At 69.1% G+C, this 15,275-nt stretch carries 11 protein-coding genes; 3 read left to right on the top strand and 8 right to left on the bottom strand.

Annotated elements, in window-relative coordinates:
• Positions 1–11: 11 nt before the first annotated feature.
• The 8 genes from ACP699_RS06150 to ACP699_RS06115 form a co-directional block, all read right to left on the bottom strand.
• Positions 12–1,055, bottom strand: coding sequence for an ABC transporter ATP-binding protein (locus ACP699_RS06150; RefSeq protein WP_082524247.1), 1,044 nt, complete (start codon positions 1,053–1,055; stop codon positions 12–14).
• On the bottom strand, positions 1,052–2,983 hold the full coding sequence (locus ACP699_RS06145) for a dipeptide/oligopeptide/nickel ABC transporter permease/ATP-binding protein (RefSeq protein WP_426170026.1): 1,932 nt from the start codon (positions 2,981–2,983) through the stop codon (positions 1,052–1,054). The genes ACP699_RS06150 and ACP699_RS06145 overlap by 4 nt, the downstream gene beginning before the upstream one ends.
• Positions 2,980–3,978: an ABC transporter permease gene (locus ACP699_RS06140; RefSeq protein WP_055864836.1), complete on the bottom strand. Its 999-nt coding sequence runs from the start codon at positions 3,976–3,978 to the stop codon at positions 2,980–2,982. Before ACP699_RS06140 ends, ACP699_RS06145 begins: the two co-directional genes overlap by 4 nt.
• 21 nt (positions 3,979–3,999) lie before the next feature.
• The gene (locus ACP699_RS06135) at positions 4,000–5,595 is read right to left on the bottom strand and encodes an ABC transporter substrate-binding protein (RefSeq protein ID WP_055864833.1); all 1,596 of its coding nucleotides are present in this window, start codon (positions 5,593–5,595) and stop codon (positions 4,000–4,002) included.
• 75 nt (positions 5,596–5,670) lie between these two features.
• Positions 5,671–6,594 (bottom strand): serine hydrolase, encoded by a 924-nt coding sequence (locus tag ACP699_RS06130; RefSeq protein ID WP_302793001.1) that lies wholly within the window; start codon positions 6,592–6,594, stop codon positions 5,671–5,673.
• Positions 6,591–7,979 carry a serine hydrolase domain-containing protein gene (locus tag ACP699_RS06125; RefSeq protein ID WP_288969394.1) on the bottom strand — a complete coding sequence of 463 codons (1,389 nt, stop codon included), beginning with the start codon at positions 7,977–7,979 and terminating at the stop codon, positions 6,591–6,593. The genes ACP699_RS06130 and ACP699_RS06125 overlap by 4 nt, the downstream gene beginning before the upstream one ends.
• Before the next feature lie 141 nt (positions 7,980–8,120).
• Positions 8,121–9,452: a serine hydrolase domain-containing protein gene (locus tag ACP699_RS06120; RefSeq protein ID WP_302793000.1), complete on the bottom strand. Its 1,332-nt coding sequence runs from the start codon at positions 9,450–9,452 to the stop codon at positions 8,121–8,123.
• Positions 9,449–10,933 (bottom strand): amidohydrolase family protein, encoded by a 1,485-nt coding sequence (locus tag ACP699_RS06115; RefSeq protein ID WP_302792999.1) that lies wholly within the window; start codon positions 10,931–10,933, stop codon positions 9,449–9,451. The genes ACP699_RS06120 and ACP699_RS06115 overlap by 4 nt, the downstream gene beginning before the upstream one ends.
• 180 nt (positions 10,934–11,113) lie before the next feature.
• Between ACP699_RS06115 and ACP699_RS06110 the strand changes: the two genes are divergently transcribed.
• The 3 genes from ACP699_RS06110 to mmsB all read left to right on the top strand — a co-directional run bounded on the left by ACP699_RS06110 (position 11,114) and on the right by mmsB (position 15,220).
• Positions 11,114–12,127, top strand: coding sequence for a LacI family DNA-binding transcriptional regulator (locus ACP699_RS06110; protein WP_017828810.1), 1,014 nt, complete (start codon positions 11,114–11,116; stop codon positions 12,125–12,127).
• A gap of 130 nt (positions 12,128–12,257) precedes the next feature.
• Positions 12,258–13,853, top strand: coding sequence for a multiple monosaccharide ABC transporter ATP-binding protein (gene mmsA / locus ACP699_RS06105; protein WP_426170017.1), 1,596 nt, complete (start codon positions 12,258–12,260; stop codon positions 13,851–13,853).
• The gene (gene mmsB, locus ACP699_RS06100) at positions 13,850–15,220 is read left to right on the top strand and encodes a multiple monosaccharide ABC transporter permease (RefSeq protein ID WP_055873611.1); all 1,371 of its coding nucleotides are present in this window, start codon (positions 13,850–13,852) and stop codon (positions 15,218–15,220) included. The genes mmsA and mmsB overlap by 4 nt, the downstream gene beginning before the upstream one ends.
• The last annotated feature ends 55 nt before the right edge of the window (positions 15,221–15,275 follow it).

Raw genomic sequence — 15,275 nt, 5'->3', positions numbered from 1 at the left:
CAATCGGATGGTCAGTTCACTGTGTCCGCTGGGAGCGGGGACCGTGTTGTGGGCGGGGCCGAAACCAGGGGGATGCTTTGGGAGGTGGGCACAGTTCCGAGTGCCGCGTCGGCGTGCGTGCCCGCGAAGTGACAGGCGGCGCCGGCCGCGCCCGCGGGCAGCGGAGGTTCCGCGATCATGCAGATCTGCCGGTCCGGTCGCGCCGCAGGACCGATCGGGCACCGCGGATGGAAGCGGCATCCGCTGGGCGGCGAATGGGGGTCGGCGGGCTCGACGTCGACGGGCGCGAGCGGGTCGACCGCCAGCAGGTTCCCGTTCCGGGTGGGCGCCGCCTGGAGCAGATCCCGCGTGTAGGGGTGCTGCGGGTCGGCGAGCACCTGCTCGGTGGGCCCGAACTCCACGATGCGCCCGAGATACATCACCGCGATGTGGTCGCTCAGGTAGCGAACGACCGACAGATTGTGCGAGATGAACAGCATGGTGAGGTCGAGTTCGCCGCGCAGCTCCCGCACGAGGTTGAGCACCGAGCCCTGGACCGACACGTCGAGCGCCGAGGTGATCTCGTCGGCGATCACGACCTCGGGCCGGGCAGCGAGCGCGCGGGCCAGGGCGATGCGCTGACGCTGGCCGCCCGAGAGCGCGGCCGGGAGCGACTGCGCGCGGTCGGCGTCGAGGCTCACCAGGTCGAGCAGACGCGCGACCTCGGCCCGCCGGGCCGCGGAACCGCGGATGTCGCGGGGGAGGGCCTCGGCGATGGACTCGCCGATCGTCATGCGCGGGTCGAGCGAGGAGAACGGATCCTGGAACACCATCTGGAGGGGGCGGCGACGGCGGAAGCTGCGCACGTCCACGCCGTCGAGCGTGATCGCACCCTCGCTGATCGGTGCGAGCCCGATCGCGGCGCGGGCCAGCGTCGATTTGCCCGAACCCGACTCGCCCACGAGCCCCACCACGGATCCGGAGGGGACGACGAGGGAGACGTCGTCGACGGCGGTGAGACCTGCCCGATGCGTGCCGTAGCGCACGCTGACCCGATCGAAACGCAGCTCGCTCATCGCAGGACCGTCTCTTCCTCTTCCGCCGCCGTGGCGATCGCCACGGGTACCGCTGTCTCACCGCTGACCGGATGCCAGCAGGCGACCCTGTGCCCATCGGTGTCGGCCACGAGTTCGGGGTCGCTCTCGCGACAGAGGTCGGTCGCGAGCGGGCAGCGTGCGGCGAAGGCGCAGCCGACGGGGAAGGCCCCCGGTGCCGGAGGACGGCCGGGGATCATCTTGAGCGGTTCGTCGCGGTCGGCGTCGAGCTCGGGCACGACGTCGAGCAGGGCGCGGGTGTACGGATGCCGGGCGTCGGTGTGCAGGGTCGCCGCCGGCAGATCCTCGACGATCCGGCCCGCGTACATCACGAGCACCCGGTCGCAGGTCTGCGCGACGACGGCGATGTCGTGGCTGATGAGCAGGATCGCCGCATCGGTGTCGCGGCGCACACCCGCGAGCAGCTGGAGCACCTGCCGTTGCACGGTCACGTCCAGTGCCGTGGTCGGTTCGTCCGCGATGATCAGCCGGGGGTGGTTCATGAGCCCCATGGCGATCATGGCGCGCTGACGCATGCCGCCGGAGAACTCGTGCGGGTACTGGCGGGCTCGTCGCGCGGCCGCGGGCACCCGTACCGACTGCAGCCGTTCGATCGCCCGGTCCATGGCCTGCTTCCGCGTGATGCCCTGGTGCTCTGAGGCGGCTTCGGCGAGCTGCGATCCGATGCGCCTGGTCGGGTTGAACGAGGTCATCGGGTCTTGGAACACCATCGCGAGCGAGGTGCCCAGCAGGCTTCGCACCGCACGGTCTGACGTGGTCAGCAGCGGGGTGCCGCAGAAGTCGAGCCGTGCGGCTGCGACGTGGCCTGGCCGCTCGATGAGCCGGGCGGCGGCGAGCGCGGTGAGGCTCTTGCCCGATCCGGACTCGCCGACGACGCCGATCGCCTCGCCGCGCGAGACCGTGAACGAGACGCCGCGCACCGGGGTGACCCATCCGCCTGGCGTCGGGAAGGAGACGCGCAGGTCGTCGACGAGGAGCACCACTTCTTCACCGTCGACCTGCGCGGGCTGGGTGGCGCCGGAGAGCGCGATGGCGGGCAGGCGGCGGCGGCGACGGGCCGATCGCCCGCCGAGGGCGGCGGCGGCGGTCTCGCCGAGGAGGTTGAACGCCAGTCCGGCGATCACCACGGCCACCGCGGGTCCGAGGGCGGCCGCCGGGTTGAGGTAGATCCGGTTCAGTCCCTCGCCGAGCAGGCGCCCCCAGTCGTACTCGGGCACCTGCACGCCCAGACCCAGGAACGACAGGCCGGCGAAGGCGAGCAGTGCGGAACCTGCCGCCACGGTCGCGTTCACGATGAGCGGTTCGCCGATGTTGGGCAGGATGTGCCGGATCAGGATGCGCAGGCGCGAGACACCGGCCACCTGCGCGGCCGAGATGAAGTCGCGACCGGCGATCGCCGCCGACAGGGTCTGCGTGAGCCGGGCGAACTGCGGGGCCATCGCGAAGCCGATCGCGAGCACGGCACCGGTGGAGCCGACGCCGAAGATCACCGCGAAGAACAGCGCGAGCAGGAGCCCGGGGAACGCGACCGCGATGTTCACGAACCCGACGATCGGTCGTCCGGCCCACCGCGGGAGCACCGACGGCGCCGTGCCGAGCAGGGTTCCCGCGACCACGCCGATGACCACGGCGACCACGGCGAGCACCACGGAGAGCCGGGTGGCGACCAGGACGCGTGCGAGCACGTCGCGTCCGAGGGTGTCGGTGCCCAGCAGATGCTCGACGCTCGGGCCCTGGGTGATGGCGGCAGGGTTCACCTGTTCCGCCTGAGCGCCCCAGATCATCGGGGCGAAGATCGCGCCGAGGGTGACGAGCAGCATCAGGCCGAGAGAGGTGATCCCGAGCGGTGAGCGGACGATGCCTGACCATGCCGTGCGTGCCGACATCATGCCTCCCTGATGGTGGATCGAGGATCGAGGAGCGCGAGGATCACGTCGATCACGAGGTTCACGACGAGTACGCCGACGCCGTAGACGAGCACGATGCCCTGCACGACCGAGTAGTCCTTGGTGAGGATCGACTGCACGATCATGGTGCCGAGGCCCGGCCACGCGAAGACGTTCTCGACAAGCACCGTGCCGGCGACCATGCCCGTCAGCAGCAGGCCCGTGAGGGTCAGGGTCGCGGTCATGGCGTTCGGCAGCGCGTGGCGCGAATAGATGCGGTGCGGCGCGAGACGCTTGGCGCGTGCGGTGCGGATGAAGTCCTGGCCGAGCACCGAGAGGACCTCGACCCTGATGATGCGCGAGAACACCGCGATCGGTCCGACCGCGAGCGCCACCACGGGCAGGACGAGCGAGAACGGGGCGGTGTTGCCTGCCACCGGGAACCATCCCAGTGACACCGCGAACACGTAGACGAGGCCCACGGCGAGGAGGAACTCGGGGATCGCGGCGAGGATCACGGATCCGGTGGCGAACGCCAGCTCGAGGCCACGTCGTCGACCGCCGCGGGTGGCGACGGCCATCGTCACCCCGAGGGGGACCGAGACCAGCAGCACCAGCAGCACCGCGAGCAGGGCGAGCTGCAGTGTGGCGGGGAGCCGCGTGGCGATGATCTGGGAGACCGGCTGACTGGTGATCATCGAGCTGCCCATGTCGCCGGTGAACAGGCCGCCGATGTAGCGGAAGTACTGCACGATGAGCGGCTGGTCGAGGCCGAGGGCTGCGCGCCGGGCCTCGACGAGCTCCGCCGGGGCGTTCAGCCCGAGGGCCGCGCGCACCGGGTCGCCCGGTACCAGGTGGATCATGAGGAAGGCAGCCGTGACCAGCACCCACACCGAGAGCAGGAACTGCCCTCCGCGCCGGACCAGGAAGGACACCCAGGGGTTGTCCGACCGTGCGGATCTGATCAGTATCGCCTGCGTGGCGGTGGTGCTGGCCATCGGCTGTCTCCGGTCTTCGGTCTACTCGTACATGCGGATCGACGTGGGGTCGATGCCGTCGCCCTCGGTGAACGTGGCCTTGGTCGCGAAGGTCGACCGGTTGATGTTCGCGTACGGCATGACGCTGGTCGTCGCGTACAGGGCCTGCTCGGCGGCGCCCCAGTCGTCGCATCCCTCGCTGCCGGCCTTGGCGGATGCCGCGGTGACGGCCGCCGTGTACTCGGGGTTGTCGATGGAGGCGAAGTTGGTGCCGTCCGGCGGGTTCGGTCCGGAGTAGAACGGAACGAGCATGCTCGGCAGCGAGACCGTGAGCGGTGCGGCCGAGATGTCCCAGTCGCCGGTGGAGAACAGGGTCTCGCTCAGGGTCGGGGAGTCCACGGCGGCGACGGTGATGTCGACCCCCAGGTCCTTCCAGGCCGCCTGGGCGAGCTCTGCCGAGGCGTTTCCGGCGTCGCCGAGCTGCGAAGAGTAGATCATGCGCAGGGTCAGCTTCTCGCCGTCCTTGGTGCGCACTCCGTCGCTGCCGGCCTTCCAGCCCGCATCGTCGAGCGCGGCGGCCGCGGCCTCGGCGTCGAACTCGGGAAGGAAGTCCGCCAGCACATCCGCGCGGCACGGGTTCGGAGACACGGTCACCAGGCCCGTCGGCACGGTGCCGGCTCCGCTGCCGAGCACCTGGCGCATCTGGTCGAGGTCGAGCGCTGCGATCAGCGCTTCGCGCACGTCCTGGTCGGCGGTGGGGCGTCCCTCCGCCTGATTGAAGATGAACTGCCCCACCGGGGTCGGGATCTCGGTGTGGAACAGGCCCGCATCCTTCAGCCGCTTGTTGTCGGGACCGATCACGAGGGCCGCGTTGACCTCACCGGAGAGCAGCAGGTTGGTCGCGGTCGTCTCGTTCGGGACCACGCGGAAGACCACGGAGTCGGGGAGACCCTTCTGCTTCGGGTCCCAGTCGTCCGGTCCCCACGTGAAGTCGTCGCGGCGGGTCAGCGTGTACTGGCTGTTGGGCACGAGCTCGCTCATGGAGAACATGCCCGTGGCGCCCTCGCCCTTCGCGAGCGCGTCGGGGTCGTCGATCACGGTGCCGCAGACGATCGAGATGCTGCCGACGTTCTCGAGCAGGAACGAGTCGGGCCGCCCGCTGGTGACGGTGACGGTGCCGGCGGCGTCGTCGCCGACGGCACTGGTTCCCGGCTGCACCTGCAGACCGATCAGGGGTGAGCCGTTGGCCGGGTCGCCGATGTGGGTGATGTTGGCCGCCACGTCGGTGGCCGTCAGCGGCGTGCCGTCCTCGCAGGTGAGGCCGTCGCGCAGCGTGAAGGTGGCGGTGGTCGTGTCGGCCTCCCACGAGTCGGCGAGGCCGGAGGCGATGCTGCCGTCCTCCAGTACCTCCACGAGCCGCGCGTAGAGGAAGCGGTCGATGGAGCGGGCGACCGACATCACGGTGACGAACGGGTCGAGACTGCCCGGGTCGGTAGAGATCACGGAGGTGAAGGTCTTGCCGTCGGCGAGGACGCCGTCGGCTCCGTCACCTCCGCTCGGCGGGGCGCCGCCGGCGCAGGATGTCAGGGCGAGCGCCGCAGCGCCCAGCAGCGCGATCAGCGGGGTACGAGAACGCATCAGAAGCCTCCAGCAGTGTTCGGGATGGTGCAGGTGTGTCGTGCAGGGAGAGTGCAGTGGTGCGGGGAGTGCGGGTCAGACGGTCCGAGCGCGCAGCTGCTCGACGGCGGCGAACGCGGCGCGTCCGATCGACGCATCGACGAGAGGCTGCCGGTCGACGAGCGAGGCGGCCTGCGTGAACACCGCCACGGCGTACTGGCGGCCGTCGGGATACGTGACGACACCGGCCTCGTTGCGCCAGGTGGGGAGGGTGCCGGTCTTCGCCGCGATGCGCACGTCACCGGGGAACGCCGCGGTCAGCCGATGCGGCCAGATCTGCAGGGCCATGATGTCGCGCGCCTGACGGCAGGCCTCGGCCGGTGCCGCGGTGTCGGTCCACAGCGCGTTCAGCAGGGTGGTGACGTCGCGCGGCGTGGAGTGCGAGGTGCGCAGCGGCTGCACGATGTCGAGTGCGAGGATCTGCTCTGCGGTCGCACCGGTGAACAGCTCGTCGAGGTCGCTGTCGGCGGCGCCGCCGAGGTCTGACACCACCGAGGCGAACAGGTCTTCGCAGCATCCGATGAGACGAGTGCTGCGCAGTCCCAGATCGGTGATGACCCGGTTGACGGCCTCGCCGCCGAGGCGGTGGTAGATGATGTCGGTGGCTGCGTTGTCGCTCATCGACATCATGTTCAGCGCCAGGTCGCGCCAGCTGGCCTCGACGTCGTCGGCGAACCCGGCCGTGCCCACGCCGCCGATGCGATAGCGCGCCGTCACCGTGGTGCGCTCGGTCGGATCGAGCTCGCCCGCGGCGACCGCGCGGACGAAGGCGGTGAGCACCAGGATCTTGAACACCGAGGCGAGCACCACCGGCTCGTCGGCGCCGAAGGTCACCTCGGGGCCGACGGTCCCGCCGAGCTCCCGCGCATGCAGGAAGCCCGTGGCCCCCGCATCCGCGAAGATCTCGGCGACGTCGGGCACGGTCTGCGTGTCCGTCATCGAGGCGGTCGCGTTCGTCATGCGTCGATCCGGCGGTCGGCACGTCCGGTGTGCAGGTACAGGGCGCGACCGCTGCCGTCGTCGCCGACGAACGCGTGCGGCATGTGCATGCCGTTCTGCGGTTCGCGGGGGAGGAGCGTGTCCCCGGCCCAGCCGACGAGCTCGACGGGTTCGGGAGCAGGGCCCAGCTCGGCGAAGATGCCCTTCATGGTGCGTTCGAGCCAGATGCGGCCGTCTTCATCGACACGCACGGTCGAGTCGGAGACCGACGACGAGTACGTGCCGATCACCCGTTCGAGGTCGATCGCGACCGGCGATTCCGGAACAGAGGGGAGGGCCGGAACCGTGACTCCGGCGAGAGCGTCGAGCACGTTCGACGTGATCGCGTGATACGCGTCGACCGTGCGTCCGCCGTTCGTGAGCACAGCGACCGCGACACCCGCGCCCGGCACCATCCGCAGGAACGCGTTCTGCCCGATCGTTCCGCCGTCGTGACCGATGACGGGGCCGCCGTCCCAGTCGAAGATCTCCCAGCCCAGACCCCAGGCATCGCCCATCAGTCCGAGTTCGGGAAGGTCGACCTGGCGCTCCTGCATGGCCCGCACGCTCTTCTCGGAGAGCACTCTGGTGCCGTCGGCTGCGACCCCGCCGTCGAGGTGCATGCGCGCATAGGTCACCAGGTCGCGTGCCGTCATGGCGAGCATCGATCCGGCCGGGGCGTTCGAGCGCACGAGGCTCCACACCGGTGCAGGTACCGGCTCATCGCTGCCGCCTGCGGGGATGTGTCCCAGAGCTGCACGGAACATGATCGCCTCGGCGGCCGTGGTGGCAACGTGCGTGAGTCCCAGCGGGGCGGCGAGGTGGGCACGCAGCGCCTGGTCGTACGACGTTCCGCGCAGCACCTCGATGATGCGGCCGAGCACGACGAAAGCCGCGTTGTTGTAGGAGAAGCGCTCACCGGGGGCGAAGAGCTGCGGGGCGTCGGCGATCGTGGCGAGGTACTTCTCCACGGCGTCGTCGCCGACCCCGGTGTCGTTGAACAGGTCGCCCTCGAATCCGCTCACATGGCTCAGGAGCTGGCGGGTGGTGATCGCGCTCGCCGCCGCGTCGTCGCCGATCGCGAACGCGGGCACGGTGTCGCGCACCGGGACGTCGAGGTCGAGCAGACCCTCGTCGACGAGCTGCATGACGAGCGTCGCGGTCCACGTCTTCGTGATCGAGCCGATCTGGAAGACCGAGTCCTCGTCGGCTTCGACGCCGGTGTTGCGATTGAGGATCCCGGCGGCGGTGGTGAAGATCTCGCCACCGGCCAGGATCGCGACGGATGCTGCAGGGATGTGCGCGTCGGCCAGCATCGTGGGAAGGTTCTCCCGCACCCAGCTGCCGATTTCGTTCAGGTCGGACACGTGCGCTCCTCTTCGTCGAGTGGGCCGTCGTCTGCGGGCGACGGCGATGGGCCGAGACTATTCGCGCGCTCCCTCGCCTCGTTGGTGCGCGGCGACGAGACTTGCGCGGACCTTGGTGCGCTCCGACGAAGGATCGGCGGCTCAGCGGCGGCGCACCGCGCGCATGCCCACGTGCAGGAGCTGGGGGCCGCCCTCCGCCGGGTCGAGAAGACGGCCGACGGGCTGGTCCGTGTCGGTGATCAGGGCGCCGTCGGCACGCACGCGCAGCCGCAGCGGCGGACGAGGAGGGATGCCGAGGGCCGCGATGTCCTCACGCAGCACCATCGCGAACTCGAGGGCGTCGCCGTCACGGGTCACGTCGTAGCGCCACTGCCCGGCGTCGTACGTGCCGAGCAGTCCTTCGAGCTTCTCGACCGGCTGCAGCTGCGCAGCCTCCACGGACTTCTCGATGCCGCGCAGCCGCGCGAAGCACCAGTCGACGACCGCGGATCCGAGTGCCTTGCCGCTGCCGCTGTTCGTCAGCACGGTGATGGCCAGATCCTCATCCGGGGCGAGGACGAACTCGCTCAGCTGCATGTCGGAGATGTTCCCGCCGTGCTTCACGACCCGTGCCGATCCGTGCCGGGTGAGCAACCAGGGCAGACCGATGGCGTCGATGGGCGGCCCCGCGGCGAGGTGGGGCTGCTGCATCAGGAGTCTGGTCGCCTCGCCCACGGGTGCTGCGCCCTCCGCCTCGCCGCGCATCTGGAAACGGGCGTAGGTGAGCTGGTCGCGCACGGACGACACGATGCCGCCCTCGGGCGCGACGTCGCGGGTCAGCGGCCACTGGGGGAACGCGGTCATCGCTGCGTCCTCACCGGGCACGTGTCCGACGGCATGGGGGCGTGCGATCACGTCCCACGGGAAGAAGAACGTCTCGGACATGCCCAGCGGGTCGAGGACGATGCGCTGCACCGCCTGCTCGAACGTCTCGCCCGTCGCCTCCTCGATCACACGACCCAGCAGGCGGATGCCGGAGTTGCTGTAGGAGGCGATCGTGCCGGGGGAGAAGAACTGCGGGAGCTCGGAGAAGCCGGCGACGCTGCGGGCGAGGGCGTCGTCGTCCCACCCCGGATGATCGTCCGCGTCGCCCAGGAAGCCGCCAGAGTGCGTGAGGAGGTGGCGGATGCGCAGCTCTGCGAGGGCGTCCTCGTCTCGGAGCCGGAAGTCGGGGAGCACATCGACCACATGGCCGTCGAGGTCGAGCACGCCGCTCTCGACCAGGTGCATCGCGACGGTTCCGGTGAACGTCTTCGTCGTCGAGCCGATCTGGAAGAGCGTGCGCGCGGTCACGGCGGCACCGGTGTCGACAGCGGCGACACCGGTGGCGGCGATGACTTCCCGGTCGCGGTCGATCACGCCGACCACTGCGCCGGGCACGCCGAGCTCGGCGGCCGTGGCGTCCAGGAACTCCTGCAGCTCGTCGTCCATCATGCATCCCCTCGTACGGCGCGCCCCGGCAGGGCATCGGTCACGATCTCTCCCGCGTGCACGACACGAGTGCCGTGCACGAAGAGCTCGCGCACACCTCGCGACGGGCGGGTCGGATCGGCATAGGTGGCTCTGTCCGTCAGCGTCGTCGGGTCGATCACCACGACGTCGGCATCCGCCCCGATCGTCAGATGGCCCTTGCCCCGCATGCCGGACGAGACCTCGTCGAGCACGCGAGCGGGGAGGAACGAACAGCGCCGGAAGGCTTCGACCCAGCTCCACGTGCCGCTGTCGAGAACCATGAGCCGCAGTGACTTCGCAAACGTGCCCGCGGTGCGGGGATGCGTGTGCCCGCCCGCGGGAAGCGGCCACTCGTGCTGTTCGTACACCGTCCCCCCGCCGCTCGCCGCCCAGGAGATGGGCATCGCATCACTCGCCACGATCGAGTCGGGATAGGCCAGCGCCCTGTGCAGGTGCGCGCGGTCGAAGGGATCGGCCTCGTCGAGGAACGTCACGATGCAGGTGGCGCCGGGGTCGGTCGTCCGCACCTCGCGCAGCCGGGCTTCGTCGGCGATGCGCTCGCCGGTGTCGACGAGCACCAGAGAACTCGGAGTGATGCCGAGCCCCGCGAGTTTCTCCGGGGCGAGGAAGAACGCGCCGATCGCCGTGCTGCCGGCACCGTAGGGGTACGCCTCGACCGTCACACGGGAACCTGCGGCGCGGCTGCGATCCAGCAGGCCCAGCACCCGGTCGATGTGGCGCAGCGAGGTGCTGTTCACGTGGCAGTGGTGCATCGCCGCCCCGGTCTCCGCGGCGGCGCGGATGAGCTCCTCCGAGCCGTCGATCGGTGTGCGCGGATCGGCCTCGATCAGTTCGCGCACGTGCGTGAAGGTCGGGGCGTGGGCAGCGGCGGCCAGCCGGGAGAGGGCGAGGTACTCGTCGGGGTCGGACCGCGGCGCGTAACCCATCAGCACGCCGATCCCCAGTGCGCCGGCACCCAGCTCATCCTCCAGCAGGCTCAGCCATCGGCGGCGTTCGGCGGGGGAGGAGGACCGCTGCCAGTCGGGTGTGCCGAGCAGATCCATCGACGCGGTGAAGTCGGCGACGGGCACCCGGTCGAGGTGCGCGTACGCCCGCGCCTGCGACCAGGAAGCCGAGAAGCCGTAGTTCAGCGGGCGTCCGTCCGCGGCGGCGCGGGCGAGGGCCTCGGCGATCGGCATGAGTCCGGCCTCGAGATCGAGGGCGGTGGTGACGCCGTCCATCGCCTGCAGCCGGTGCCCCGCGATCGAGTGCACGTGGCTGTGCAGGTCGACGAAGCCAGGTCCGACGATGAGGCCCGTCACGTCCACCACCTCGGCATCGGTCGGTGCCGTGAGCCCGTCGCCGACTGCGGCCACCCGTCCCTGGGTGATCAGCAGATCGGTGATCCGGTCGGTTTCCGTCTTCGGGTCGATGACGCGCCCGCCGCGCAGCAGTGTGTCCACGCCGCCACGATGCCATGCTGGAGGAAGCCGTTCCGGTGCCGCTCGACGAAACCGGGTGGTGCTTCCGGTACTCGCGCACAACCCGTCACGCGCGGCAACGGCGTTCGAGTGGTGCACACGCGCGCGCCGCCAGACATAATGTAGTGACGATGTGACCGTGCACACGCGAGGAGGCAAGTGATGTCCACCGCCTCCGAGCGTGCGCGGTTGCCGAGCATCCGCGACGTCGCCAGGCTCGCCGGTGTCTCGCATCAGACGGTGTCCCGAGTGCTCAACGATCATCCGAGCATCCGTCCGGAGACGAAGGCCAAGGTCCTCGATGCGATCTCGGTGCTCGACTACCGGCCGAACCTGGCCGCCCGCGCTCTGGTCACCAGCAAGTCGAACATGCTGGGCATCCTGTCCGCCACGATCGGGGAGTTCGGTCCGACCTCGTCCATCGCCGGCATCGAGGATGCGGCGCGCGAGGAGGGGTACTCGGTCTCGACCCTGAACCTCGCCGACACGACGCCCGAGGCGATCGGCAACGCGGTGCGCCAGCTGTCGCGCGAGCAGGTCGACGGCATCGTGGTGCTCGCACCGCAGGTGCGGGTGTTCCATGTCCTTCGCGGCATGTCGGTGGACATGCCGTTCGTGACCCTGCAGACGGCATCGGGCTCGGACGGGGTGAGCCTGTCCGCCGACCAGGTGGCGGGCGCCAAGGCCGCGACGGCCCACCTGATATCGCTCGGTCACAGCGACATCCTGCATCTGGCCGGCCCGCAGGACTGGATCGAGGCGGAGTCGCGCATGCGCGGGTATCTCGACGGACTGCGCGAGGCCGACCTGCCGACGTTCCCGCCGATCCGCGGCGACTGGACAGCCGACTTCGGCTACTTCGCGGGCAAGGAGCTCTCGCGCCGTCGGGACTTCACGGCGGTGTTCGCCGCGAACGATCTGATGGCGATCGGGCTGATGCACGGCTTCCGCGATTCCGGGGTGCGGGTGCCGCACGACGTGAGCGTGATCGGGTTCGACGACATCCCGGTCGCCGCGCACGTGGCTCCGACGCTGAGCACGGTGCACCAGGACTTCCCCGAGCTCGGGCGCCGAGCCGTGCGCATCCTCCTCGCGCAGATCAGGGGAGAGCAGGTGCCGGAGTTCGGCCCGCTGCAGACGATCCTGCGTGCGCGCGAATCCGCCGCAGCACGCTGACCTGTCGCGGGACCGCTCCCAGCCGATCGGGCCGCATGCATCACGGTAGCGACACGAAATCGGCGCGCGGACTTGACAGCGGTTCGTCGTGAGTGGACTATGTAATCCAATGTGAACGGTCACATCGAAGGTGACCGCACGTCGCGAGGAAAGATCCGTGAGCACCACAGCAACGTTGCCTACCGTGTCAGGCCCCATCCTGGAGATGCGCAGCATCACCAAGGAGTTCCCGGGGGTCAAGGCACTCGCCGACGTCTCGATCACCGTCCGCGCCGGCGAGATCCACGCGATCTGCGGCGAGAACGGCGCCGGGAAGTCGACCCTGATGAAGGTCCTGTCCGGGGTGTACCCCTACGGAACCTACGACGGGGAGATCCTGCTCTACGGCGAGGAGCAGCGCTTCAAGGACATCGCCGCCAGCGAGCATGCCGGCATCGCGATCATCCACCAGGAGCTCGCCCTGATCCCCGAGCTCTCGGTCACCGAGAACATCTTCCTCGGCAACGAGATCCAGCGCGGTGGCCGCATCGACTGGAAGGCCCAGAAGGAACGGGCGATCGAACTGCTCGCCCGCGTCGGGCTGAGCGAAGACCCCGACGTGCAGATCAAGACCCTCGGTGTCGGCAAGCAGCAGCTGATCGAGATCGCGAAGGCGCTCAACAAGGACGTCAAGCTCCTGATCCTCGACGAGCCGACCGCCGCACTCAACGAGAACGACTCGCAGCACCTGCTCGACCTGATCCTGGGCCTCAAGGCCAGGGGCATCGCGTCGATCATGATCAGCCACAAGCTCAACGAGATCGAGCAGATCGCCGACGAGATCACGATCATCCGCGACGGCCGCACGGTCGAGACGCTCGACATCTCGCGTGGGGAGATCAACGAGGACCGCATCATCCGCGGCATGGTCGGCCGCTCGCTCGAGAGCCGCTACCCGGACCGCACCCCCGAGATCGGCGAGGTGTTCTTCGAGGTCAAGGACTGGTGGGTGCAGCATCCGACCGTCCCCGAGCGCATGGTCGTGAAGGGCTCGAACATCAACGTCCGCCGCGGCGAGGTGGTCGGCATCGCCGGTCTCATGGGCGCAGGGCGCACCGAGTTCGCGATGAGCATCTTCGGCCGCTCCTATGGCACCTTCCTCTCCGGCACCCTGATCAAGGACGGCCAGGAGGTCGCCCTGCACGATGTGGCGTCGGCGATCAAGCACGGGCTCGCGTACGTGAGCGAGGACCGCAAGGTGCTCGGGCTCAACCTGCTCGACACGATCAAGCGTTCGGTCGTCGCCGCCAAGCTCTCCAAGATCGCCAAGCGCGGTGTCGTCGACGCCCGCGCCGAGTTCGCCGTCGCGGAGGAGTACCGCAAGGCGCTCCGCATCAAGACGCCCTCCGTGGAGGAGGGCGTCGGCAAGCTCTCCGGCGGCAACCAGCAGAAGGTCGTGCTGGCGAAGTGGATGTTCACCGACCCCGACCTGCTGATCCTCGACGAGCCCACACGCGGCATCGACGTCGGTGCCAAGTACGAGATCTACGCGATCATCAACCAGCTCGCAGCCCAGGGCAAGGGCGTCATCGTCATCTCCAGCGAGCTTCCCGAACTCCTCGGCATCTCCGACCGCATCTACACCGTCTTCGAAGGTCGGGTCACCGACTGCATCCCGGCCGATCAGGCGACACCTGAGGACCTCATGCGCAGCATGACCTCCGCGACCCAGAAAGCATCCGCATGACCACCGACACCACCGCAACGAAGCGCGGCTTCCATTTCAAGGACATCACGAAGATGTTCGGAGGCGGCCAGTCGACCCTCCGTCAGTTCGGCATCCTCGGCAGCCTCGTCGTGATCCTGGTCGTCTTCCAGGTGCTGACCTGGATCTTCAAGGGTCAGGGACTCACGCTCTCGTCGGGCAACCTGATCAACGTCGTCAACCAGTACTCCTACATCCTGATCCTCGCGATCGGCATGGTGATGGTCATCATCATGGGCCACATCGACCTGTCGGTCGGGTCGGTCGCGGCGTTCACCGGCATCATCGTCGCCAAGGCGATGGCGGACTGGAACCTGCCATGGCCGCTGGCCATCCTCCTCGGCCTCGGCGTGGGCGTGCTGGTGGGCGCCTGGCAAGGATTCTGGGTCGCGTATGTCGGGGTGCCCGCATTCATCGTGACGCTGGCGGGCATGCTGTTCTTCCGTGGCGCGAACCAGTGGGTCGGCGACTCGCAGTCGATCCCCGTCCCGCAGGGGTTCAAGGTCATCGGCGCCGGCTACCTGCCCGAGCTGTCTTTCATCCCCGTGCAGTTCAACGTGCTCACCATGGTCCTCGCCCTGATCGGTGTGCTCTGGATCGTCATCGCGGAGATCCGCACCCGCCGCGCGCAGGCCAAGATGGGTTCGGACATGGCGCCCCGCTGGGTGAGCATCACCAAGGTCGTGCTGATCTCGGCCGTGATCCTCATCGCCGGGTGGCTGTTCGCGACAGGGCGTGAAGGCACCAGCTTCCCGATCTCGGGCGTCATCCTGCTCGCCCTCGTCATCCTCTACTCGTTCATCACGAACAACACCGTTTTCGGCCGCCACATCTACGCCGTCGGCGGCAACCGCCAGGCAGCGCGTCTGTCGGGCGTGAAGGACCGCTGGGTCGACTTCTTCGTCATGATGAACATGTCGGTTCTCGCCTCGCTCGCCGGGATGATCTACGTGGCCCGTGCCACGGCCTCCGGTCCGCAGGACGGCAACGGCTGGGAGCTCGACGCCATCGCCTCGGTCTTCATCGGTGGTGCCGCCGTCTCGGGCGGCATCGGAACCGTGATCGGGTCGATCATCGGTGGTCTCGTGATGGCGTTCCTCAACAACGGACTCGCGCTGCTCGGCGCCGGTGCCGACGTGGTGTCGATGATCAAGGGCCTGGTGCTCCTGTTCGCGGTCGGTGTCGACGTCTGGAACAAGCAGCAGGGCCGCCCCTCGATCATCGGCTTCCTGACGCGCCGGTTCGGTCGCAAGGAAGACCCCGCCCTCGAGACCTTCGACCCGAAGGCGAACTACCCCACCAGCCAGAAGTACGAAGCCCCCGCCGTCGACGAGACGCGCGGAAAGTAAGGGTCGAGTCGCGCACCGCACACGCGCCTTGACCTTCACACACCAGAGAAAGAGA

This window comes from Microbacterium sp. DWRC1-3, assembly GCF_049896645.1.
In the GTDB taxonomy this organism is placed as follows: domain Bacteria; phylum Actinomycetota; class Actinomycetes; order Actinomycetales; family Microbacteriaceae; genus Microbacterium; species Microbacterium maritypicum.
This window is presented reverse-complemented; position numbering and strand designations above follow the sequence as displayed.

Bases quoted from the DNA above. Each gene is read 5' to 3' on its own strand.
- ACP699_RS06130 (WP_302793001.1), bottom strand. From the start codon at position 6,594: ATGACGAACGCGACCGCCTCGATGACGGACACGCAGACCGTGCCCGAC.
- ACP699_RS06135 (WP_055864833.1), bottom strand. From the start codon at position 5,595: ATGCGTTCTCGTACCCCGCTGATCGCGCTGCTGGGCGCTGCGGCGCTC.
- ACP699_RS06120 (WP_302793000.1), bottom strand. From the start codon at position 9,452: ATGATGGACGACGAGCTGCAGGAGTTCCTGGACGCCACGGCCGCCGAG.
- ACP699_RS06150 (WP_082524247.1), bottom strand. From the start codon at position 1,055: ATGAGCGAGCTGCGTTTCGATCGGGTCAGCGTGCGCTACGGCACGCAT.
- ACP699_RS06145 (WP_426170026.1), bottom strand. From the start codon at position 2,983: ATGATGTCGGCACGCACGGCATGGTCAGGCATCGTCCGCTCACCGCTC.
- mmsB (WP_055873611.1), top strand. From the start codon at position 13,850: ATGACCACCGACACCACCGCAACGAAGCGCGGCTTCCATTTCAAGGAC.
- ACP699_RS06140 (WP_055864836.1), bottom strand. From the start codon at position 3,978: ATGGCCAGCACCACCGCCACGCAGGCGATACTGATCAGATCCGCACGG.
- ACP699_RS06110 (WP_017828810.1), top strand. From the start codon at position 11,114: ATGTCCACCGCCTCCGAGCGTGCGCGGTTGCCGAGCATCCGCGACGTC.